A 23965-nucleotide genomic window follows, 5' to 3' on the forward strand; every position below is an offset into this window, starting at 1 on the left:
CGGCCCTCAACGCACGTTTGCGCTGCCGCGGGCAATCTCGACAGCACCGCACGCTACCTGAACCCAGTGGACGGGCGGAGGCAGACCCGGTAGTCTGCCCAGAAAATTGCGTACAGTAACCAAGCGTACACAGGGCGTCAGGATCCTATACGTTTGCTTCCTATCGTATATCGATAAATTGTCACTCCAAAAGTTTGACAACTCCAACCGTTGGCTTTACGATGCCGATGGTTCCTGCCTATAACATTGCTACAACTGTTATTGTCAACAGTTCCCACCTACCAGAAACAAGCTTTGGAATTTGTGGAGCCATCCACACCATGGCAAACGTTTCTATCGCTACCGCAGTTTTGTACTTCATGGACTTGATATTCAATCAACGTGCCAGAGAGAAACCGTGCCGCCCTTCGCGTGAAGGTTTGCGATTTGCAATGATTGGCCGTTTTTTCTTCCATGTAACGTCGTTTGTTGTCACTTTCTTTTGCTCCTGCACACCTTCATCCCCGAATGGGAGAATCCGCTCGTGACTCGATGCCGTGGAAACAATTTTAGCCGTCGTGGACTGCTGCAGGCTGGCGTTGCTGGAGGCTTGGGATTGACCTTGCCTCAATTGCTGATGCTGCGTGATGCCCGAGCGGAACAGAAGGATTACGACTTTCTTGAGGCCAAAGCGACCAGCCTCATTCACGTCTTTTTGCCGGGCGGAATGGCCCAGCAGGAATCGTTTGACCCCAAGCCATACAGCCCGCTGGAATACCGCGGCGAAATGGGCACCGTAAAGACGAACACGGGGGAGGTGTTCAGCGACGCGGTGCCGAAATTGGCACAACGTGCTGACAAGTTTGCCGTCATCCGTTCGATGACCCACGGCGAAGCGGCTCACGAGCGGGGCACGCACAACATGTTCACCGGCTACAAGCCCAGCCCCGCTTTGCAGTATCCAAGTTTCGGCAGCGTGATCAGCCACGAGTATGGCCCACGGAAGAATTTGCCTCCGTACGTCTGCATTCCCAATGCACCCAACGAGTTTGCTGGCAGTGGCTATTTGTCGTCATCGTACGGTCCCTTTGCGTTAGGTGCGGATCCCGCTCAAGCGAACTTCAAAGTCCGCGATTTGAACCTCGCTGGCGGAGTCGACGAAGCTCGCTTCGTGCGACGCAAAACCGCTTTGGAAGCGATCAACGCGCGTTTTGGCCAAATGGTGTCGGCCGACAACGTGGGTGCGATGGATACGTTCTACGAGCGCGCCTATAGCTTGCTCGATTCGCCCCAAGCTCGCGAAGCCTTCGACATTGAGAAAGAAGACGCCACCTTGCGTGACGCCTACGGCCGCAACCAAGCGGGCCAGCGATTGCTGATGGCTCGTCGGTTAGTCGAGTCGGGTGTTCGCTTGGTAACGTTGACTTATGGTGGTTGGGATCACCACCAAAACATTACCAGCGCCGTGCGAGGCCAGATGCCGCCGCTCGACCAAGCCCTTTCGGTGCTGCTCGATGACCTCAGCTCACGGGGTATGCTCGATAGCACCTTGGTGATGGTCAGCAGCGAGTTTGGCCGCACACCAAAGATCAACCAAGATGCCGGTCGTGACCACTGGCCGAAAGTCTTCAGCGTGATGCTGGCCGGCGGTGGCATCAAGGGTGGCATGATCTATGGTGCTTCGGATGCAACGGCAACGGAGCCCGAATTCGATCCAGTCGGCCCCGAAGACTTGGCAACGACGGTCTACAACCTGCTGGGGATTGTTGCCGACAAAGAGCTGATGGCTCCCGGCGATCGCCCCATCGAAATCGTTGATGGCGGGAAAGTCATCCAAGACTTGATCGTCTAAGCAACACCTCGCAGTCGAGCGTACCCTGAGGCTCGTCACCATAATCGAGAGCAATTTCCATGCGTTTGAATCGTCGTATCTGCCATCATCTAGCTAGCATCCGCTCGTTGACCAAAGAGCATTTTGCTTATAGGGCTCAAGCGATGCGTTGGTGCTTCGCTTGGATGGTTGGCTGGGCCATCATGGGAACATCCCTGGCCGGGGCCGCACAGCCGGTGGTCAATGGCATCTCGCCGACGGGTGTGGTCCGCGGCGAGACGACGACGATCACGTTGACGGGTGCCAGACTGCAAGATGCCACGCAAATCCTACTCGATCGTCCGGGGATCGAAATCAGCGAAGTCAAGCCGATTGATAATGCAAAAGTCGAAGTCACGTTAACCGCGCAAGCCGATCTGGCTCCCGGCCTATATCCATTTCGGTTGGTCACGGAGACTGGCATCTCGAACTTACGATTACTTAGCGTCGGAGCGTTGCCGGTCATCGAGGAAGTGGAGCCAAACAGTGATTTCGAGTCGCCGCAAAAAATTGACCTCAATGTTACGGTCACAGGAATCGTACAACGCGAAGATGAAGACTACTTTGCCGTCGATCTGAAACAAGGGCAAAGTATTAGTTGTGAGATCGAAGGGGTAAGGCTGGCATACTATCCCAACAACAATTCAAACTTTTTCGATCCTTACATTGCGATTTTGGACGCAAATCGGTTCGAGCAAGTCACTAGTGATGATGAACCGCTGTTGCAACAAGATTCGCTGTGTGCTTTTCAAGCACCCGCCGACGGGACTTATATAATCGTTGTGCGCGACAGCTCGTTTGGCGGCGATGGGAACGCGCACTATCGTCTTCACGTTGGTGGTTTTCCCCGCCCCGTGGCTGTGGTTCCCGCCGGTGGCGTGCCTGGACAAACCGTTGAAGCGAGCTTTGTCGGTGCCGACGGTTCAACTTGGAAGTCGCCCATTACGCTGCCCGACTTGGCCAGCTTTGAACATCCGGTTTCTGTGAAAACCGATTCTGGCGTGGCCCCCTCTCCCAACATGGTTCGCGTGCTGCCCATGCCGGTGACGGTCGAACAGGAGCCGAATGACAACATTCGCGAGCCTAACGCAGCCGCCGAACCATTACCTGCTGCGTTTTGTGGCACCATCGAAAAACCTGGGGACAACGATTCATTTGCCTTCACGGCAAAGCAAGGGCAAAAGATCGTCACGCGTCTCTTTGCTCGCACCATTCTGCGATCGCCACTCGATGCGGTCACTGACATTTTCGGTCCCGACTTCAAACGCATAGCCGGCAACGATGATTCCGGAGGCCCCGATAGCTTGGCTGAATTTACGGCCCCGGCCGATGGTGTTTATGTCATTCGGGTCCGCGACCATTTGCAGAATGGCGGTCCCGCCTACGCGTACCGAATTGAAGTGGAAGAAGTGCAACCCGAGTTGAACCTCACTTTGCCGGAGGTAAATCGTGATCAAGCGACCACATTGAGCATCCCGCGTGGCAATCAGGTCGCCGTGATGGTGAATGCGGAGCGACGCAATTTTGGCGGCGACCTCGAGTTAATGCTGGAAAATTTGCCCCCTGGCATCACGGCCACCACCTTTACGATGCCCGCCAATCGGCCCACGATTCCACTTCTGCTATCCGCAGCCGCTGACGCGCCAATCGCGGCCACGCTGGTGGACCTGCAAGCGAAACCGAGCAACGGTCAACCCGACTTAATTGGGCATCTTTCGCAACGGCACAAATTGGTCGCGGGTCAAAACCGCGTCGATGTCTGGGGTTTCCAAGCCGATCGGGCTGCTGTCTCCGTGGCCGCCGAGGCTCCGGTTACCATTGAGCTGGTACAGCCCACCACGCCGGTCGTGCGTTTGGGCTCTACGGAGCTGAAAGTAATTGCCCATCGCAAAGAAGGGTTCGATGAAGCGATTCCTGTTCGCCTGCTATATGTTTCCCCCGGCCTCAGCACAAACAACAGTCGTAAGATCGAAAAAGGACAAACCGAAGTTACAATACCGATCACGGCAAACGGCAACGCCGCGATCGGTGAATGGCCGATGTTGGTGGTTGCGTTTGCAAATATCGGCAACGGCTCGATGATGCTTTCATCGCAACCGGTAAAGCTCAACGTGGAAGATATTTACTTCAAATTTGGCTTCAACAAGGCGTCGGTCGAACAAGGCACCTCGGCGCAAGTTCTCGTCAATGTTGAGGTCAGCCGTCCCTTTGAAGGGACTGCCGAAGTCACGCTGGTCGGGCTCCCCGCCGGAGTCACCTCTCCCGCCCCAACGCAACCGATCACCGCCGAAACGACCGAAGTCACTTTTCCGATCGACATCGCGGCCGACGCGCGGGCTGGGAATCATAAAACACTGGTTTGCCAAGCTGTGGTGCACTCACCAAATGGTGACATTGCTCAAGCCCAAGGTACCGGCGAACTGCAAATCAACGTGCCACTGCCGGCACCCAAGGAGCCCGCGCCAGCGGCGGCCACTCCAGCACCGGCTGAGCAACCCAAAGTGGAAGCTCCCCCCAAGCCACTCAGTCGCATCGAACAATTGCGTCTGCAAAAAGAAAAAGACAAATGAGAGCCAGTCCGCTCGGAGCGGGTGACTGCCATACGACTCAAGAATTTGAACCATTGACCTCCCCTCAGAAGGTTTGCGATGAACTGCTGCCTCAATCATCTGATCCATAGTGCCTCCCGCCGATGCGCTCGCGGGCTGGGATTCGCGGCACTACTGACAGGCATTGCACTTGGACCAGCAATTCGTGGTGCGGAACCCGATCCCGATCCCGATCCTTCCAGCAGCAAACAAAAGCTAGATGGACCGGAGGTGCAAGTTTACCCGCCCACCATCTCGCTCAATTCCGATCGTGACTATCAAGGTTTCATCGCCGTACTGCGCCGTGAAGATGGCGTCACTGTCGACATCACCGAACAGGCCGATTGGGCCGTGATGGACGAATCACTGGTCAAGATCGAGAACGGAAATCTTTATCCGATCGCCGATGGTGCCACCGAACTGGCGTGCACTTTCGGCGGCACTCGCGTGACGATCCCCGTGGAAGTCAAAGGGGCGACGGTACACCCACCGATCAGCTTTACCAAACATGTGATGCCCGTGCTAACGCGGTCAGGTTGCAACACTGGGTCTTGTCACGGGGCGGCGCGAGGAAAAGATGGTTTTAACCTCAGCCTATTCGGCTTTGATCCGGTTGGTGATTACCAACGCATCACGCGGGAGATCGGCTTCCGTCGGATTAACTTGGCGCGACCCGACCAAAGTCTCTTCCTGCTCAAAGCGATCGGCGCCGTGCCACACACCGGCGGTAAATTGTTTGAGGCCGATTCGCCCTACTACGCCACCATCCTGGAGTGGCTGCAGAACGAAGCTCCCGCTGACCCGGCCGAGAACATGCCTCCTGCTGTGGAGTCGGTCGCCATCTATCCACCGCAAGCCGTCATCGAGGGCGAGGGGAGCGGCCAGCGTTTCTTGGCGGTCGCCACTTACGCAGATGGAACAACGCGGGACGTCACCACGTTAGCCGCGTTCAGTTCGAACAACACAAGCGGCGCCGAGATCGATCAAGCTGGCCGCGTGATCGCCGGCTCACGTGGCGAAGCGTTTGTGATGGCCCGCTTTGACACCCACACGGTGGGCAGCCAAGTGCTGACCCTGCCAACCGGTCTTGAATACACCCCACCGGCGATCACAGGTAATTACGTTGATCAGTTAGTGGGCAAGAAATTGCAACAATTGCGAATACTCCCCAGCGGTCTGTGCAGCGATGAAGAATTTCTCCGCCGCGTCACGATTGACATTACCGGCTTGCTACCTACCGAAGAAGAATATCGCCAGTTCGTTAACGACGCCGAACCCAACAAACGCGCCGAGTTGATCGATCGTCTGCTGGAACGCAAAGAGTTCAGCGAAATCTGGGCGATGAAGTTTGCCCAACTAATCATGATCAAGAGCAGCAATCAAGTCAGTTACAAATCGGCCTTCCTATACAATCAGTGGCTGACAGATCAATTTGCCCGCTCCGTGCCAATCGATCAAATGGTGCGAGATTTATTGGGCAGCAGTGGTGGAACGTTTAACACGCCGCAAACTAATTTTTATCAAATTGAACGTGATACCCTAAAAACCGCCGAGAATGTGGCGCAAGTCTTCATGGGTATCCGCACGCAATGTGCCCAGTGCCATAATCACCCGTTCGATCGCTGGACGATGGACGATTACTACGGTTTCGCCGCTTTCTTCAGCCAAATTGGTCGCAAGCAAGGCGAAGATTATCGCGAGACGATCGTCTTTAACCGCTTCGGTGGCGAGGTGAATCATCCACTTGGCGGCCGTAAGATGGATCCCAAGTTCCTCGGCGGTGACGCGCCTGAAACAGCCGGCAAAGATCGTCGCGAGGTGTTGGCCGACTGGCTCACCCAACCTGATAACCCCTACTTTGCCACGTCGATCGCCAACCGCGTGTGGGCTCACTTTATGGGCTCCGGCTTGGTCGACCCAGTCGATGATATTCGCATCAGCAACCCTGCCAGCAATCCTGAATTGTTCCAGGAACTGGGCAACCGCTTGGCGGAATATAAATTTGACTTCAAGCGTTTAGTGCGTGACATTTGTAACAGCCAAGCCTACCAACGCAGCTCGCTCTCCAATGAGTCGAATCAGAGCGATACTCGCAATTACGCGTTTGCCACGATTCGTCGTATCCCGGCGGAGAGTTTGCTCGATTGTCTGTCGCAAGTCACGCAGACGAAAGACAAATTTCGCGGCTTGCCGCTGGGGGCGCGGGCTGTGCAAATCGCCGATGGTTCCACTAGCACCTATTTCTTAGATACTTTCGGACGCGCTCCACGCAACACGGTTTGTGACTGCGAGGCAACGACCGATCCCAGCCTTTCACAAGCGCTCCATCTGCTCAACGGTGAATCGGTCCACCAAAAAGTCTTGCAAGGACAACTAGTCAAGCAATTATTGGAAGAGAAAAAGACTCCTGAGCAGGTCATCGAATTACTCTATATACGCGCCCTCTGTCGTCAACCGACCCCGGAGGAAACCAAGCTGTTGACCGACCAAGTTGCGGAAGCAGCCAATGTTCAACAAGGGCTTGAGGATGTCTTTTGGGCAATCTTGAACAGTCGCGAGTATGTGTTCAATCACTAAGCAGGTCATTATGCGAGTTCAGCACACGTTTGTAACGATGGCGTTACCGTTGATTCTTAGCGGTATTATTTCTGTCAATCTATCGGCCGAAGATGCTGCGGAGGAAGCGAGAGTCACCTATGAGGAAGACGTGCGGCCGATTCTTCGCCAACACTGCTTTACTTGCCATAACCAAAATGAGGCAAAAGGTGGCCTAGCGCTGGATACTTACGTTTCCGTCATCGAAGGTGGTGCTGGCGGCGAAGTGGTCTTTGACGGAGACAGCGGTTCGAGCCGATTGTGGCAGTTGATGGCTCACGAGGACACGCCCGTGATGCCCCCAGGGCAAGACAAATTGGCCGACCCGTTGATCGATACGGTAAAGCGTTGGATCGATAACGGGCTGCTGGAGAATGCCGGCTCCAAAGCGAAGAAGAAAAAGGCCAACAAACTCTCCTTCTCCATGTCTGCCGATGGCAGACCGGAGGGTGAGCCGGCGATGCCCGAGTCGGTTTGGAAACAGCCCACCATGGTGACGCCAAGGCCGGCCGCCGTAACCGCGTTGGCAACCAGCCCTTGGGCGCCGCTGATTGCCATCGGCGGACAAGAGCAAGTGGTCTTATACAATTCCGACACCAAAGAATTGGCCGGAATTCTCCCGTTTCCCGAGGGCGAACCGCAGTCACTCACCTTCTCCCGAGACGGAAGCTATTTGCTCGTCGGTGGTGGCCAGCACAGCAGCATGGGACTGGCCGTGCTGTATGACATTCGCACCGGTGATCGGGTGGCGCGCTGTGGTGATGAACTTGATATTGTTTTTGGCAGCGACGCCAACGATACTTTAACTCGCATCGCTTTGGGGGGTCCCAAACGAATGGTCCGCATCCATGATGCTACCAGCGGCGAAATGGTCTTCGAGCTAAAGAAACATACCGACTGGGTCTATGACGTTCGTTATAGCCCCGACGGAATCTTGGTCGCCTCGGGCGATCGCGCCGGCGGACTCGTGCTCTGGGAAGCCGATACCGGACGGCTGTACCTAGACTTGATTGGCCACAAGGACGCGATTCGTGGGATTGCCTGGCGAGCCGACTCGAACTTGGTCGCTTCCGCATCGCTCGATGGCACGGTCAAGCTGTGGGAGATCTTCAATGGTAACCAAGTGAAAAGTATCAACGCGCACGGCGGAGGCGTGACCGGGATTGCCATGGCGCGCGACGGGCGAATCGTCACCTGCGGCAAAGATCGCCTAGTGAAATTGTGGGACGCCAACGGCAACGCGATTCGATCCTTCCCGGCGATGCCCGAAGCGGTGCTCAAGGTCTGCTTTACTCACGACGGTTCGCACGTGGTGGCCGGTGACTGGACTGGTCAGGTGCGGATGTGGAATGCGGAGGACCCTAATCAAGTCACCGACCTAACTCCCAACCCACCGACTTTGGAGACGCGACTGGCCAGCGCCCAACAGGCCGCCAACGAAGCCACCAAAGTGTTTGATGAACGTGCGGCGACTTTGGCCAGCCTGACGCAACAGCTCACGACGGCAACCGCCCAGTTGGATGCTTACAACCAACAATTAGCGACCGCCAAACCAGCGGCCGCTCAGGCCGAGGCGGAACAAGTGGCTGCCAAGTCGGCCGCCGACCAAGCCATCGCCGCTATGCAACAAACTCAGCAGGGGCTCCCCGCCGCGGAAGCCGATGTGCAGCAGAAGTCAGCAGCGATCGGAGCGTTAATTGAACAACGAACCGCCAGCCTAACGGCAGTGACGCAACACGAAGCGGCTTTGGTGACCTCTTCGGAAGCCCGCAACGCGGCGGCCGAGAACTTGAAAAACCTTGACGCTAAAATTGCCGAACTGGAAAACTCCGGAAGCGCCACAAGCGAACAATTGACCCCGCTCAAAGAACAACGCACCGCGGCTGTTGCCGAGCACGCCAAGCAGGTGCAGAGCCTGGTTGCCAACGAAGCCAGTCGAACTGCGGCGGCAGAGCAACTACAAAAGCTGGTCGCCGAAATCAACGCAGCCCAGCCAACTTTGGCGACAGCTGAAGTTTCGCTCAGCCAACTGCAAGCGAAATTAGCCGAGACGCGTGCCAACAGTCAACAAGCGAGCATGACGCTCAAAGCGGCGATGGCCAAAGCAGAAGCTGCCAAGGCGACCGTTGTGACTCTGGAAAAGAACATAGCCGACACGCAGAAAGTAGCGACGGAACTGACTCCCCGAGTTGAGCAGACCAAAACGCTGGTCGCCGAAGCCACAACGGCCCGTGACAATGCCGTTGCCAAGGCACAGCAATTGGCCACCGACCTGGAAGCTTTCAAGACGGCGGAGCAAAAGCTAGCAGCAGCCGAGTCGGAAGCAGCGACGAAGCTTGCCTCGCTCACCGCAGCGGTCGAATCGTCGCAGACGGCTGCCACCGCGGTTGCGGAGAAATTGACCAGCGAAGGGACCGAATTGGATCAACTCAAGCAACAGCTCGAAGCCCTCCAAGCTCAAGTCAATCAGCTTCGCGACGAGAAACGTAAGCTGGAGACTGCTCAAGCCGAGGCCTTAGCCGAAGCCGAACGAGTGTCCGAAGAACGGCAAAAGTTGGCCGATCGTCGCTCGCTTTACGAATCTGCCTACGGTGGCCAATAGCGAGTGTTGATGAAACGGAAAGGTGGCAACGCGGAAAGCAATCGATCCGCTCTTTTCCGGCTGAGGGCTTTTGTTTAGCATCACGGCATCGAGACGTGTCTGCCCCTTTTTTGCGAAGCCCCCGGTAACCATCAATGGCTCCTGAACGTAGCCGCCATCAAGAGCGGATCATCAAGAACTACTACAAAAATTTAGACTCCATCGCCCTGCAAAAAGCGATGGAACAGGTTACCGAACTGTATCTTACCGAAGGCAAAAAGCGGGAAACGGTCTGGAAACGATTGGTTTCCAATCTGGAAAAAATGGGTCTTCCCCAACAGCAGATTGATCACCTTCGCGAGCAAGATAATCCCGAGTTGGTCGCCCAGACCCTGCAGAAATTTGCCTAAACGGATAACCATTGTTAGCGGTTATGGCGCTAGCCACCGTTCATCATGTTTGGAGCTAATGAATTTTGCATTTTGCATTCTCCACTTTTCCTTAATCATTCTTTCATTGCGGCTGACCAGACGCTGACGAGTCAGGCTGGGTTGGTGTCGCCGGGCGGAGCGCCCCCGCGTACCACATCGCGGCCCCCTCAACCCCAGCCCTTGTCCCCCAAAACTGGCCTTAATGAGGTTTTCCATCGAGAATATGCTGCTTCGAAAGTCAGTCCCGGGGGCGAAGGGAGCGAGTCTTTCGTGGAGTTGAGTTTTGGTTGCTAATGGGTGATACGATGACTTAAACGCCTGCGGCTGCGGGTCTAGCTGCTAGCTGCTCCCGCCGTTACGGTGTTGACGATAGATACTTCAACAGATCGCTGCGTTGCTGATCAGTGAGCGAATCCAACAATCCTTCCGGCATCAGCGACACGGGCGATGCTTTCAGCGTCTCGATATCCTCGCGAGCGATGCGCAGCGTTTGCCCTTCAGCGGTTCTCAACGTCACTGCTTGGGCTGATTGATCAACTAACAAGCCGACCAGCAACTGCCCATCCAACGTCAACAGTTGGTAGGCAGTAAACTCTTCACGAATCGCTGCCGAAGGGTCGACGATGGCTAAAGAGAGAAAGTCAAAATTCGTCCGTTCGTAGCCGGTCAAGTCGGGACCAACTTGGCCACCCTCGCCAAATAATCGGTGACACTTGCCACAGTTCTCCACATAGATTTGCTTGCCCCTGACGAGATCGCCAACCGGCTGTGAAACCAACGTTCTTAACTGGGCGATTTGCTGCTGCTTCTCTTCGGGAGTCGCACGAACTTGCCCCCACAATCGTTCGATCGCCGCGTTGAGCTGCGGGTCACCGTGGCTCTGCATCTGCAGCACCATGTCGGGCGTGACAAGCTCGGCCGGAATCTTCAAAGCGTCAATTTCAGCGATCAATGTTCGTGCCCAACTGGGACGGCTGGCCATCACGCGGACCGCAATCGGTCGCAACCCCGTGCTGCTGTCCATGGACGATTGATAGGCAGCGGCCAAACGCCTGCCCACAGCCGGATCGTCATACCTGGCAACAGCATTGAGCGCCACTCGCCGCACCGCCACCGAAGCATCCGAGAGTTTATTCAATAGGCCGCCGAGAGCAGTCGCGGGTCGCTGTTGCCCGAGAATCTCAATCAGCTCCATACGTTCGCTGACCCGCGTATTGGCAGACGCGATCTGCGTCATCGCCAACTCGACTGCCTCTTCATCGCCCTGCCGTAGCCGCAACACCAATGCTTGATGCGGCGACTCACCGCTGAGACGCGTCAACGTTTGTTTTAGATCATCCGGAAGCGTGCTGATCCCGGTCTCGGCCAGCCCCTGATCAACGCCCCGCAGCAACAGCTGACGACTAGCATCATCGGGAGCCGCTAACAGCAATTGATGGACAAGCTGAAAGTCTTGCGGCCCTCCCGATAACATGCCCCGTTTGGCCAAGCGGGGCAAGATCTCGGCTCGAAACAACCCTGAATTCCAAGGTGGCTGCGGCTGAGCGAAGCTGTCCATTACGGCGGCAATGTCATGGCGGCAATGCGATTCCAAAGCCCACCACAGTAACAATTTGGTATGCGGATCATCGTGGTCAATCTGCCGATCAGCCGACAACATGGCTAACGATAATGTTAAACCGCTAGATGCCGAAAGCCGTCGAGCGGTTGAGGCCAATTGGGCACGAACTTGAGCATCCGTTTCGCGTTCCGCCAAAGCCACCAATTGGCTCGTGACAACGGGTTGTTCATGGTTTGGCAGATCACCCAGCAACCGGACCGTCCACCGCCGAACGTCGGCATGGGGTGAGGCCAATAGAGCGGCCAGTCGCTGAGGGTCTTGCTTGAAAAAACTTGCTCCTTGCAAACGCGACAGGGCCCACAAAGCGGCCAATTGTTTGGCTGCCGTGGGATCGCTGAGCAAGTGCTCCAAAGCGGGAATCGCCGACGGCCTTGCTTCGCTCAACACCTGCAAGGCGGCCATTCGCAACCAACGGTTTGGATGCCCCAACAGTCGCAGCAAAGCCTCATCGGCGAGCTCAGTTAAATCAAAATCGGTGCGTGATGGCAAAATATCGTCGAATTCACTCGCGGACTCGACTTTAGCATCGTCGTTGGCCGATAACCGATAGATCCGACCGCTCGATTTGTGCCAATTATCACGCGGGTCGACGTGCGTCAGACGCGTGTCATACCAATCGGCCAAATACAGCCCACCATCAGGCCCCAGGGTAATATCGACTGGTCGAAACCAACGATCGTCGGTCGTGATCAACGATTCAAAGTCTTCCGTGGCATAGCTACTGCCATGACGCTTTAAATGACTGGCAATGACAACTCGCTGCAGCGGATTGACGGCCAACAGTTGCCCGCGAAAACGGCTCGGCAATTGATCATCATCATAGATTGTGAATTCCTCGGTAAAGCGGCGGCCGTCTCCACTAAACGGCATATGCTCGAGATATCCGAAAGCATAAGGATTTGTTAGCGGTCCATGCTTGCCCCAATTTTTGACACCATAACCTCCTTGCGGATAGTGCATGCCGCGAGTGTTACCCCAGTTGGTGCCTGAGAAAATCTGTCCGGCATTATCGATCTCCAGACCAAATGGATTGCCACCCCCTTCCGCGTAAATTTCAAAATCATGTCGCAGGGGATGATATCGCCAGACGCACTGACCCTCGTAAGCAACCGTCGGCTGATCCCCCAGGTGTGTTTTAATTTGCGCCGTCGTCGTGCTACCGTTCACTCCATACAACCAGCCGTCTGGCCCAAAGGTGAGACTATTAGCCACCGAATGCGTATCCTCAAGCCCAAAGCCGGAGAGATGAACCACCGGTTCCCCATCAGGTTCCGCGTCCCCATCGGCATCCGGATAACATAGTAAGTAGGGAGGATTGGTAACCCAAATCCCACCCGCTCCCACAGCCACGCTAGTGGCAATATTGAGTCCCGTGATCACATCTCGCGAGCTTTCAAATTGCCCATCCCCGTCGCGATCCTCAAACACCGAGATCCGGTCGGCTCCTGGTGTTCCCAATGGTGGTGGTTCGGGAACACGATCAAAAACCGCCCTCAAATGTTGATCATATCGCACCACCTTCAGGCCAGCCGGAAAAGGGTATTGACGATACTGCACCACCCACATGCGACCACGAACATCAAAGCTGATATGAATCGGTTGGGCGATTATCGGCTCGGCAGCCACCAATTCCAGCTTTAAGTCGGTCGGCACGACGAACCGCTGTAGTGACTGAGCGGGCTCGAGCGGTTGACTCTCGTCTCCCAGTTCCCCACGTCCGGCAAACTCTCGCATGATCCGGGCGACCTCTTCGTTGCCGGCGAGTTCCTCAGACGAGCTTGCCTGCTGCTGAGCCGTTTCCGGAACAGCGGCAGGCGACTGTGATTGGGCCTGGGCAACCGCAGTCAGAACTAACCAGCCCAGCGCCGCAGCGCTCCAAAAAGATAGCCGCGCGATCATGTGGAACTCGTCATGTTAACTAGGGAAACAACAGGTCAACGACAACGCTGGCTAATTGCCTGCGGCGGCCTCCGAGGGGGAGCCCTACTTGGGGTCCTCGGCTGCGTTGGCCTTTTCGGCTCCGTCGGAACCATTGCCGGCGGCAAAATCACCAGCAATGCTGATCACCAATCCGCCAAAGTTAAAATACTGTTTAACCACCTGATTCACGTCTGCCAAATTCGCTTCCAAGACTTGCGCGTCTTGATTGGCGTAGAAGTCCATGGTGCGGTTGTTAAACAGCGTGGCGACCAACAAACTGGCTAATTGTCGATCGTCGGTGCGGGCCACTGCCAACTGCTGGCGATAGCCCTCTTTGGCTCGCGCCAATTCGTCAGCCGTCATCCCATGTTTGGCAAAATTCTCGACTTCTTCCGTGATCGCCGTGAGCAAACGATCTTTGTTGCTCGGGTTCATGATGGCAAACAGCATCAATTCCGCCCGCTCGTCGCGAGTGGACGCGTTCAACCGCGAACCAACGCCGTAGGAAAGGCCATCTTGCTGCCGCACCCGCGTTCCCAAACGACTGCTTAGCGATCCACCGCCGAGCACAAAGTTCCCCAGAATCAACTCGGGGTAATCCGGATGTTCATCGTTCAAGGCAAAGTGCTGCATCGCCATCAGCACCGCGTTATCTTTGTCGGGTGTCTCAATCAGTTCGAGTGAAGCCTCGACATTTGGATGTGCTGGGCGATCGATCCGCTCGTACGGCACTTCGGAGGTCCAGCCTGCCAGCATGCCGGTCATCTTTTCCTTGACTACGGCTGGATCAAAATCACCAACCACAGCCAATTCGCCAGCCTGCGCGCTAAGCAGTGTCTCATAAACGTTGCGCACCTCTGCGGCGGTCACCGCTTTGACGCGGACTAACTCTTCCCGGGGTGTAGGCACATAACGCACATCGGTCTCCGAGTAGGGAGCCAACGCACGTTGTGTGTTGGTCGCCGCTAGCGATTGTGGATCATTCAGCGATTGCTCAATACCGGCGATCGCTTGCCGGCGAATCACCTCAAACTCGTTGGCATCCAGTCGGGGCGAACGCAACAATTGTTGGACGAGATCCAAGACAGCCGGCAGAGAATCTCGCTGAGTTTTAACAGTCAACTGCAACAGCCCGGGGATACCTCCTAAACTCACCTGAGCACGCTGCCGGTTTACCGCGTCTTGCCAAGCGACAAAATCAAGCTGCTCGGTACCACGCATCATCAAGGCGGGCAACGAATCGGCCGCGGCAATTCGCGATTCCAGGCTCCCCGCATTTCCATACCGCAACGTCAGCATCAAATTGACAGAGTTGCCCCGCGTCTGTTTGGGTAGGAACGCATACTTGATTCCCTCCACCAAAGTTCCCCGCGTGGTCCGTTGTTCAATATTCTCCGGACTGGGATCAAACGCTTCGCCCGCGCTCACCTCGGCACGGCCTTGATAGTCGGCCAGCATTTGATTCAGATCGGGCGCTGGCGGAATCGTAATCCGCTCGGAAGTTTCGCTGGGGATAAACAAGCCAACCGTGCGATTATTTCGCACCAGATATCGCTCCGCAGCCGCCTGGACTTGCTCCACGGTCAGCGATTCAATCACGTCGCGAAACAAGAAATACAACCGCCAATCGCCTTGAGCCGCCCAATCGCTGAGCGAGACGGCGATCCGATCGGTGCTGTTGGCTTGCAATTCACGTTGCTTCAAAATCTCTTGCCGGGCGCGTTCGAGTTCGGCCTCGGTGATCGGCTGTTCTCGCAATTCCTGTTCGATCGTCGCCAGCATGGTTTGGCGAGCGGATTCAATCGAGCCTTTTTCAGAAACTTGAGCCGCCGCCACCAGCACACCCGGATCGTGGTACGCGCGGGCGAAAGAAAAAACGCTGCTGGCCAATTCGGGCTCAACCAAATTCTTATATAACCGCCCACTTCCCTCCGCGGCCAAGACGCGGCTGACAATCCGCATGGCGGCGTAATCGGGATGACTTCCGGCCGGAGTGTGGTACAACGCGCCGACCAATTGCGTGTTGCCGACGCGTCTTAACACGACGGTGCGTTCACCATCTTGAGGAGGTTCGATCGTGTAGGTGTCATCGATTGGCGTTTCGGGCTGGGGAATCGCGCCAAAGTATTGCTCGGCTAATTCTAAGGCCCGCTGCGGATCAAACTTGCCCGCCAGGATCAGCATTACATTGTCAGGCCGATAATACTTGCGATAAAATTGTTTGAGCCGGACAACCGGCACGCGTTCAATGTCGCTGCGGTTACCAATCGTGTTGCGACCATAGTTGTGCCATTCGTATGCAGTCGCCGTCATGCGTTGCAGCAAAATTCCGAAGGGGTTATTTTCCCCTTGTTCAAATTCGTTGCGCACCACGGTCATTTCGCTGGCAAGATCTTCACCACGCACGTGGCTGTTGACCAAGCGATCGGCCTCAAAACGAATGGCGAACTCCAACGCCTCTTCGGAAGCGGGAAGCGTCTCATAGTAGTTTGTTCGGTCGACCCAGGTGGTGCCGTTAAAGTTACCTGGCCCGGCTTTCTCGGTTAACAACTTAGGGACGTCGGGATGCAGTGGTGTTCCCTTGAAAAGCATATGCTCTAACAAGTGTGCCATGCCCGCTTCGCCATACCCCTCGTGTCGCGAGCCGACAAATACGGTCATGTTGACCGTCACCACGTTTTTGGAGGCGTCGGGAAATAATAAGACTCTGGTACCATTCTGCAAACGGTATTCAGTGATTCCCTCAACCTGGGCAACTTGCATGGTTCCCTCCGCAGATACTGACATGGCTGCACAACTGATTAGCCAACAGCCAAGCAGCAGGCAGACGCATCGTTTAATGACTTGAAAAACTATCACGGTTATGATCCTTCGGCCGTAGAGTTGGCTTCGTCTTTACCCGCAACGGGGATTGTAATCTCAGCGCTAAAGATGGCTGCTGGATCGCCACGTTCAGCAAGCGTCTCAGCCAGCACGCCGATGGTACGTACGACGGTGCCTTGAAAGACAATGTCGTCGGCGAGCTTTACGGTTACTTCCTGATCGAGATCCAACATGGTTTCATGTAGCCGAATCGACAGCTTATCGACACCTGTTGGGCTGAGGGTAATCGTTTGCTGGGCAAGCTCCGCGCGAACCGCGGCGTTGCCGTTGAGATCTTCTTTATCGATCGCCAACCAATAAAACCTGCTGTGCATCGCGCCAGCACGATGCCAGACGATTTTGGTGGGAAACGGGTTGCGATTGAATTCAGCCATCCAGGGAATTGCGGCGGCATCCTCGCGATCCATCCAGTGTCCTTTGCCGTCATAAATTTTCGTCCAGTGGACATAGCCATCTGGATCAGCCTCCCGGAGCTTGTCTAGTTGTTCGCCCCAGCCCGCGGCGACTTTGTTGCGATTGTAGGCAGCATCTTCACCACCAACTTGAATCGAGAAGGGTAGATTGCGCAAACCCAACGGTGAGGCGTCGTTGGGATGGCCAGCCATCATCGAAGCGGCCGCGAAACGATCAGCCATTCGCGGAGCCAATTGATAGACACCATCTCCGCCGGCGGAATACCCCATCAGATAGACACGATTGGGATCAACATCCTCGAAGACAACAAGATTCTCAATCAACCGATCAAACATGCGATCGATGTGCCCTTGATGCCAAAGGTTCCAAGTATTAGTTGGTGCTCTGGGAGCCAGATAAATCCCTTCGGGAATCTCATACAATCGTTTCTGGTTTTCCCATTGGCGATCATTAACTCGCGGCGGCGCTCCACCGCCACCGTGCATCGAAATATAAAGACTTCTTCCGGTCGCCGGTTTGTCGCCAGTCGTGCTGTAGAAGAACGGCATTTTCAATTCGCCCTCCACAATCTGCTTAGCCTCCATCTCGGCGCTGCGGGACTCGCGAATCTTTGCCGCGTGGTCGGCCCACAATTTTTCTTTGGCCAATTTGGCGTCAGCCGCCGTCAGAGGGACACGCGAAAATGCTTGGCTGACAAGCGGCTCCCGATCGGCGAGCGGAATTTGCAGATAGGTTTCCAATTGGCGTAACGCGTGCATCGATGCTTCGATGTCGAACTTTGTCTCCGGTGTCGGTGGGATCGTTCTGGCAGGGTTATCGGCAGCCAGATAACGAGTCGTCACATCAACCGCGTAAACATAGTCAATGTTGCGATCCCAAACCAAAGGAAACTTTTGTTCGGTTTTGCGATAACTGGTCGCATAGATCGCATGCAGCGGGTGACCAGGGATTGCCGTGGTGGCGCGACCGCTAAACCAGGCTTGATTCAATCGATCACCGGCTGGCTCGGCGGCTCCCGTGTACTGCCAATCGCCATCCCAAATTTCGACCCAGGAGTGGTTGCCACTTTTATTTGCCCATAAAGGAGTTCCCGCAAAGCGAGCGGGAATACCAACGGCGCGACAGGCATCAACCAACAGCACGGACAATCCGGAACAGGAGGCCTTTCGAGCGGCGATCGTTTCGTAAGGACTCTGGTCTGCTTTGGGACGCTCCCGAGAGAATTGGACTTGATACATGGGGAAGACTTGCTGATTCAAAATCACCGCTGCCTCGGCGGGAGTCTTGGCCGACTGAATCAATGGCTGAAAACGGTTGTAAAAGTCTTTTCGCCAAGCGTCGCGTCGTTCATTGATGATCGCGTAGGGCAAGACATCGTTGAAGAAGAGTTCTTCGGAGATGTCAGCTCGCCAGGGAGCCTCCTGCCAAGCGCGGTAAGCAAAGCTGACGTTTTCCAGCAAAAACTCCGCTGACAAACTAGTCAGATCACGCTCCGGCATGTGGGCAATCAGGAATTCCATGCCGGCACGTTGTTCGTCGGCAACTTCGGCCAATGCCGTGCGCAATTCCGTTTGGTTGTCACCAGCCCGCGTCAGGGAATTATCGACCAGCTCGGCGAGATCATCGGCCGCGACCAGCGGGCAACTTAAGCCGACGGCGAATAACATCAAAGAGAACGTTCCGCACAACCGCAGCATAGTTATTGATCCTAAAATACCGATGAAAGCTCTGTCAGAACGTGTCAGCATAACCGCTCTGGCCGGCAGTTTCATGCCCCATCGACCCTAACGCGATGAATTGAGCAACGCGCATGGCTAGCAGCAGACTACGAACTCCCGACGTAATGGAGACGTTGGCCGACTTGGTGCGGATCAACAGCGTCAATCCAAATTATCAGGATGGCGTCAACGAAATTGAGGTGGCAGATTATATCGAGAATTACTTCCTGCGACTGGGAGTGGAAACTTGGCGACAAGAGCTCTACCCCGGACGGCCAAATCTGATTGCCCGGATCCCTGGGCTGCAAAGGGGACGGCGAATCGTCTTCGAAGCCCATATGGATACGGTGGCGACGAGCGGGATGAGCATTCCGCCGTTTGACTCGGTCATTGAAAACGGCCGACTGTATGGGCGGGGGGCTTGCGACACCAAGGGGGGCCTCGCGGCGATGATGCAAGCTGTGGGGAGTTTGGCTTTCAGCAGGCGCCAGCCAGCTTGTGATGTCGTTTTCGCAGCCACGATCGACGAAGAGTATTCCTATCGGGGCGTGGTTGCCCTTTGCGACTCTTTGCAGGCCGGCTCCGTCGATCCCGAATTGTTGACCGACCAACGTCCCTCGCGGGCGTTGTTGCGGGCCGAGGCGGCGCTCGTCGCGGAGCCGACCGAATTGCGAGCCGTGGTTGCCAGCAAAGGATTGGTGCGTTGGAAAATTGAAACGCGAGGTGTGGCGGCGCACTCGTCGAAGCCCCAGTTGGGCGTCAATGCGATTGAACAAATGGCCCACGTGATCCGCGCCATCGAGCAGGACAATCTCGGTTTAATCACCCAGCAACATCCGCTGCTCGGGCAGCCAACTTGCAACATTGGGGTCATTCGCGGCGGTACTCAGGTGAATTTTGTTCCCGACCGGTGCGAAGTGGAAATCGATCGCAGGATGTTGCCCGGAGAAACGGTGGATTCAGTACTGGAGCACTATCGTCAGCTGCTCGGGCGGGTCGCCGTTCAATATCCAGCCTGTGATGTCGTGATGCACCCGCCGATGTTGAGCGATCTGCCGCTGGAGACCGATCCTGAGTCGCCGGCTGTGCAGACATTGACATCGGTGCTGACCTCCTTAGGGCACGATGCGAATTTGTCGGGCGTGCCCTTTTGCAGCGATGCCAGCAAATTTGGCGCGTTGGGGATTCCCAGCATCATCCTGGGGCCTGGCAACATCGATCAGGCCCACGCGGCCGTCGAATATGTGGAGTGCTCGCAGGTACTGCAAGCCGCCGAGATCTACCGCCAATTCGCCTTGGAGTTTGCCAGGACTCCTCGCTCTTAACTGCCGGTCGCACCCGCTTTTTCGCATTGGCTGCGAACAGCAACTAGATCAACGGGTTGCATCAAGCCGCTGGGAAAATCGCTCTGTTGCCTGGTGAGTCGTTTTTGTTAGGCTCCGCGCCGCGATGCATTGTGTGGCCGTTTGCCACTTCGCCGACCTAGGAGCCTGCTCATGGATTCGAGCTTTTCCGCTGCCCCATCGATACCAGTCAACGCAACCAATGAGCTGAGAATCTATGAAGGTGGCGACGAACGCATTGATCGCGGCCGGCTGCGGGTACCCTTGTTATTGGCAACCCTAATCGCGGCCGGCATGGTCCCGGTAACGACGTTATTCGATGTCTCGATTTCACGATGGTTTCTCGACCGCTCCATGCCGGGGGATCTCGCCAAGACCATTGAGCTGGCAGAGTGTTACTCGCACGGCATCGGCGTGCTATTTTTTCTGCTGCTGATCTTACAACTAGCGCCCCGAAAGCGTTGGTGCTTACCTCGACTGGCAACGCTGGCGTTCGGTGCCGGAGCGTTGGCCGTTTTGGTCCGCACGTTTGTGCTGCGAGGTCGCCCCAATCGTTTGAACTTGGAGATCGCTTCTTTTGAAGCGGCCTGGCGGTGGAGCTTTGATTGGACGCTCGATCACGTGGCCGCTTTTGAATCGAGCATTCGCTCGTTTCCGAGCGGACATACCGCGATTGCAACGGGATTGACGATCGGTCTGTGCTTGATGTTCCCTCGCGGACGCGTCTTGTTTGTGAGCCTGCTGGGACTTTCCATGGCCCAAAGCTTGGCCTCGTTCGCTCACTTTACCAGCGATGTGATGGGGGGCCTCGCGTTGGGACTACTGTGGTCCTACGTCTGCCTCAGCCCCCGCTTGCTGGGAGCCTTGTTTGACAAGATCGAACCCCAAGGACGAGGCTTCGATCGTCGCGAAGTCAAATACGTGCGCAGCAACGCGGCCTGATCAAGGTCGCTGCCGCCGAACGTTTCCTACTCAGGCCTCACCGGTGCAGGCTTAACCGGTGCGAAGTAAATTCTCGATCGCTTCGAGCATCTGCCGGGGAGGCACCGACTGGGCACCTCGCCGCAGCGGTTTGCTGCCCGCGATCCAGTCTTCCACCCGCTTGGTCGCGGCGATTACCGTGCTGTGACTGCGATTCCCGAAGTATTCACCAATCTCGCTGAAAGCGGCCCGCGTATACTGGCGAGCCAAATACATCGCCAACATCCGCGGTTGGCTGACCGCACGTTGCTGACCACGCGAGCGCAACGCGCCCGCTTGCAGGCCGAACATATCGCAGACAGCTTTCTGAATATCATTCAGATTAACCGCGGGCCGACCCGCGGCGATCAATTCCGGAGCCGACGTTAACAGTTCGTCCCAGGTCGCTGGACGTTCCAACATTTGCCCCAGCGTTCTCAAGTGATTGACGGCGCCGGAGAGCAGTCGTCCATCGCCAGCCAGTTCTTCGGCGAGTCGATCGAGCACATCATCACGGATCATGGCCGCATCGCGTTTTGCCATCGCTCCGAGAACTTGGCGACGTGTGTCCCGGTCGAGGGGGCGGAGCGGACCGACCATCCCGCCCGCCATGCGTCCGGCCAGCTCCTCATTTAATCCCTCCAACTCCAGCGGCGGTCGGTCTGCCGAAAAAGCGAGCTGGCAGCGGCCCCGCAACAACGTGTCGACCGTGTAAAGCAACTCCCGCAGCGTCGCACGCTTACCACCGACGAACTGCACATCATCGATCAGCAAGGCATCGACATCGCGATAACGCCGCCGAAAACCGGGCAGACCGCTGCCGCGAACCGCACCAGTAAAATCGTTCGTGAACTGTTCCGCCGAGAGCATCACGACGCGGGGTAAACGGTGGCGACTTCGCAACTCGTTGCGGATCGCGGCCAACAAATGCGTTTTTCCCGTGCCGGCCGGTCCCCAGAAAAACAACGGCGATGCCGAACCAGGTTGTTCGACAACCATCTTGGCCGCCATGTGGGCCAACTGATTACAGGAACCGACGCAAAAATTGGCCAAGCTGGTACCGGCTAACTGCGATTGGATCGTAGGAGCCGCCGGTGTGCTGGGATCGTTTTCGCCATCGGCACGCTTGATCGATAAACCACTGCTGGAACCGGAGCTGGCAAGCTTTGCTGGACCAGATGTTTTTGTCGAGCTAGCACGCTTCGTCGCACGCAAGCCGTTCGCTGACTTCGCACGCTTGGCTGAATCAGTGGCACGCGAATTGGCAGCAGACTTTGAGGCCGGCGGCAATGCTTCACCATCGGTGGACGAATTTAATTCGTCACCGCTGGTCGTTCGCCGCTTGGAACCTCGTTGATTCACAGCCAACACGCTCGCAATCGTTTGCACATCGCCATCATCAGTCGTAGATCCGGCATCGGTAGATTCGGCATCAGCATTGATCACCCGCAAACAAACGTTCACAGCACGTCCGTAAACCTCTCCGCTGGCACCGCGAAGATGAGTCAACAGGCGTTTCCGGATTCGTTCCAAAACGAAAGCACTGGGGGCGAACACGAGCAGTTGTGCCGCCTCAGCTTCCATCCGCAACCCTTGGGCGAACCACCAATCAAAGCGGTCCGCTCCCAAGCGTCTTTTCAAAGCTCCTTCGATTTCTGCAGTAACTTCCTTGTCACCTGTCGATTCCAACGCGGGCATACCGGTAGCGCACCTTCCCTCGTGGCTGATGTGGGCTGCGACCAGAAAATCCTCGACAGACGAACGACACACTCCTCCACCGACCTAAAAGCCAGTCGGCCCGCAAAGTGTCTCTGTCGAGTGATCAGCGAACGAGACGGATTCTAGGTTTGCTAGCATTGAAGTCAAACCGACCGCCGTTGGCCACTCTCAAGTTCTCCTTTTTGGCGCAGCCTCGCCACTCGAATCGCCGCGTTTCTCCTAGGTCGGTTGCTATCAACAATTAACTCCAACTTACTTTGACGACCGGTGGAAAAGCTGTCGGCTGTTTTCCTCGGAGCGACTCAGGAAATCCGACCGATCGACCTAAGTGGTTTCTATTAAACAACTTAGCTCTTCATAAAAGGCACACACTCAAGTTCGCCACGATCTTCTACGCGAGCACCACGAGAAGCTCGATCGAGGAAAAAAGAGCCGTCCTTGCCTGGCCACTCACCCCCCCGCACGGGCCTCCCGAGAGTTTTTCTGTAGGCGGCCCCGGTTTTCCGACTTTGGCGGGCCGCGATAGACTGTTAGCGAGACTTCAGGAGGCTTATGGCTGAACGTAACGCCATCCTCCCCCGCTCACTATTGGAAACGGCATCGGCTGACGATGGAAATTTGGCCCGCGATTGATCTCAGGCATGGCCGCTGTGTGCGCTTGCAGCAAGGTGACTATGACCGGGAAACGGTATTTGGCGAGGACCCCGCGGCAATGGCGCGGCACTGGGTCGCAGCGGGCGCGGAGCGGCTGCATCTGGTCGACCTCGACGCGGCCCGGAATGAACCGAGTGCAGCGAATCGGCAAGCCATCGCGGCGATCCTGGCTGCCGTCGATGTGCCGTGCCAATTAGGGGGCGGAGTGCGTGACGACGGTGCAATTCGATCTTTGTTGAGTCTGGGGCTGCAGCGGTTGATCGTTGGTAGCGCGGCGCTCAAGAACCCAGCTTGGTTTGCCATGGCCTGTGACGCTAACCCGGACAGGCTTTGTGCTGGGATTGATGCTCGCAACGGTTTAGTCGCCACGGATGGGTGGTTGGAGACGAGTAACACGCCGGCGACTGCGTTGGCTCAAGATTTGCGCCGCCGGACTGCGCACGTGGCGGCAATCATTTACACCGACATCGCTCGGGACGGCATGATGTCGGGGCCCAACATGCCAGCACTGGCTGAGATGGAGCAAGCGACTGACATTCCAGTCGTCGCTTCTGGCGGCGTGACAACGCTTGACGACGTCCGCAGCCTGGCAGCAGCCGGCACGCATGCGGCGATCATTGGCCGGGCACTCTACGAAGGCACCATTGATTTAGCAGCAGCCAACGCCATTGCTGCTGGCGGTTAATTGG

At 56.2% G+C, this 23965-nt stretch carries 12 protein-coding genes; 8 read left to right on the forward strand and 4 right to left on the reverse strand.

The window, feature by feature from the left end; translation table 11 throughout:
• Positions 1 to 523 precede the first annotated feature (523 nt).
• The 5 genes from SH139x_RS20140 to SH139x_RS20160 all read left to right on the forward strand — a co-directional run bounded on the left by SH139x_RS20140 (position 524) and on the right by SH139x_RS20160 (position 10023).
• Positions 524 to 1831 (forward strand): DUF1501 domain-containing protein, encoded by a 1308-nt coding sequence (locus SH139x_RS20140; protein ID WP_488351560.1) that lies wholly within the window; start codon positions 524 to 526, stop codon positions 1829 to 1831.
• Positions 1832 to 1890: 59 nt separating this feature from the next.
• Positions 1891 to 4419 (forward strand): PPC domain-containing protein, encoded by a 2529-nt coding sequence (locus tag SH139x_RS20145; protein ID WP_488351561.1) that lies wholly within the window; start codon positions 1891 to 1893, stop codon positions 4417 to 4419.
• A gap of 99 nt (positions 4420 to 4518) precedes the next feature.
• Positions 4519 to 7014 carry a DUF1549 domain-containing protein gene (locus SH139x_RS20150; protein WP_488356054.1) on the forward strand — a complete coding sequence of 832 codons (2496 nt, stop codon included), beginning with the start codon at positions 4519 to 4521 and terminating at the stop codon, positions 7012 to 7014.
• Positions 7015 to 7024: 10 nt separating this feature from the next.
• Entirely contained in the window at positions 7025 to 9634 is a 2610-nt protein-coding gene (locus tag SH139x_RS20155) for a c-type cytochrome domain-containing protein (protein WP_488351562.1), read from the forward strand.
• Between the two features lie 134 nt (positions 9635 to 9768).
• Positions 9769 to 10023 (forward strand): hypothetical protein, encoded by a 255-nt coding sequence (locus tag SH139x_RS20160; RefSeq protein ID WP_488351563.1) that lies wholly within the window; start codon positions 9769 to 9771, stop codon positions 10021 to 10023.
• Positions 10024 to 10399: 376 nt separating this feature from the next.
• On the opposite strand, the gene SH139x_RS20165 is transcribed toward SH139x_RS20160, so the two are convergent.
• The 3 genes from SH139x_RS20165 to SH139x_RS20175 form a co-directional block, all read right to left on the reverse strand.
• Complete coding sequence (locus SH139x_RS20165; protein WP_488351564.1) at positions 10400 to 13564, reverse strand: PVC-type heme-binding CxxCH protein; 3165 nt, start codon at positions 13562 to 13564, stop codon at positions 10400 to 10402.
• An 84-nt stretch (positions 13565 to 13648) separates the two neighbouring features.
• Positions 13649 to 16372 (reverse strand): M16 family metallopeptidase, encoded by a 2724-nt coding sequence (locus tag SH139x_RS20170; RefSeq protein WP_488351565.1) that lies wholly within the window; start codon positions 16370 to 16372, stop codon positions 13649 to 13651.
• A 74-nt stretch (positions 16373 to 16446) separates the two neighbouring features.
• The gene (locus tag SH139x_RS20175) at positions 16447 to 18579 is read right to left on the reverse strand and encodes a transglutaminase domain-containing protein (protein WP_488351566.1); all 2133 of its coding nucleotides are present in this window, start codon (positions 18577 to 18579) and stop codon (positions 16447 to 16449) included.
• A gap of 113 nt (positions 18580 to 18692) precedes the next feature.
• Here SH139x_RS20175 and SH139x_RS20180 point away from each other — a divergent pair, with 113 nt between their 5' ends.
• Positions 18693 to 19925: a M20 family metallopeptidase gene (locus SH139x_RS20180; RefSeq protein WP_488351567.1), complete on the forward strand. Its 1233-nt coding sequence runs from the start codon at positions 18693 to 18695 to the stop codon at positions 19923 to 19925.
• 171 nt (positions 19926 to 20096) lie between these two features.
• On the forward strand, positions 20097 to 20885 hold the full coding sequence (locus tag SH139x_RS20185; protein ID WP_488351568.1) for a phosphatase PAP2 family protein: 789 nt from the start codon (positions 20097 to 20099) through the stop codon (positions 20883 to 20885).
• 51 nt (positions 20886 to 20936) lie between these two features.
• Here the strand turns inward: SH139x_RS20185 and SH139x_RS20190 are convergent, their stop codons facing one another.
• Complete coding sequence (locus tag SH139x_RS20190) at positions 20937 to 22673, reverse strand: DnaA/Hda family protein (protein WP_488351569.1); 1737 nt, start codon at positions 22671 to 22673, stop codon at positions 20937 to 20939.
• A 559-nt stretch (positions 22674 to 23232) separates the two neighbouring features.
• On the opposite strand from SH139x_RS20190, the gene hisA reads away from it, so the two are divergent.
• Positions 23233 to 23961, forward strand: a complete 729-nt coding sequence (gene hisA, locus SH139x_RS20195) for a 1-(5-phosphoribosyl)-5-[(5-phosphoribosylamino)methylideneamino]imidazole-4-carboxamide isomerase (RefSeq protein ID WP_488351570.1) — start codon at positions 23233 to 23235, stop codon at positions 23959 to 23961.
• Positions 23962 to 23965 lie beyond the last annotated feature (4 nt).

Source organism: Kothea flammea (assembly GCF_052161645.1).
Classification (GTDB): Bacteria; Planctomycetota; Planctomycetia; order Pirellulales; family Pirellulaceae; genus Laterigemmans.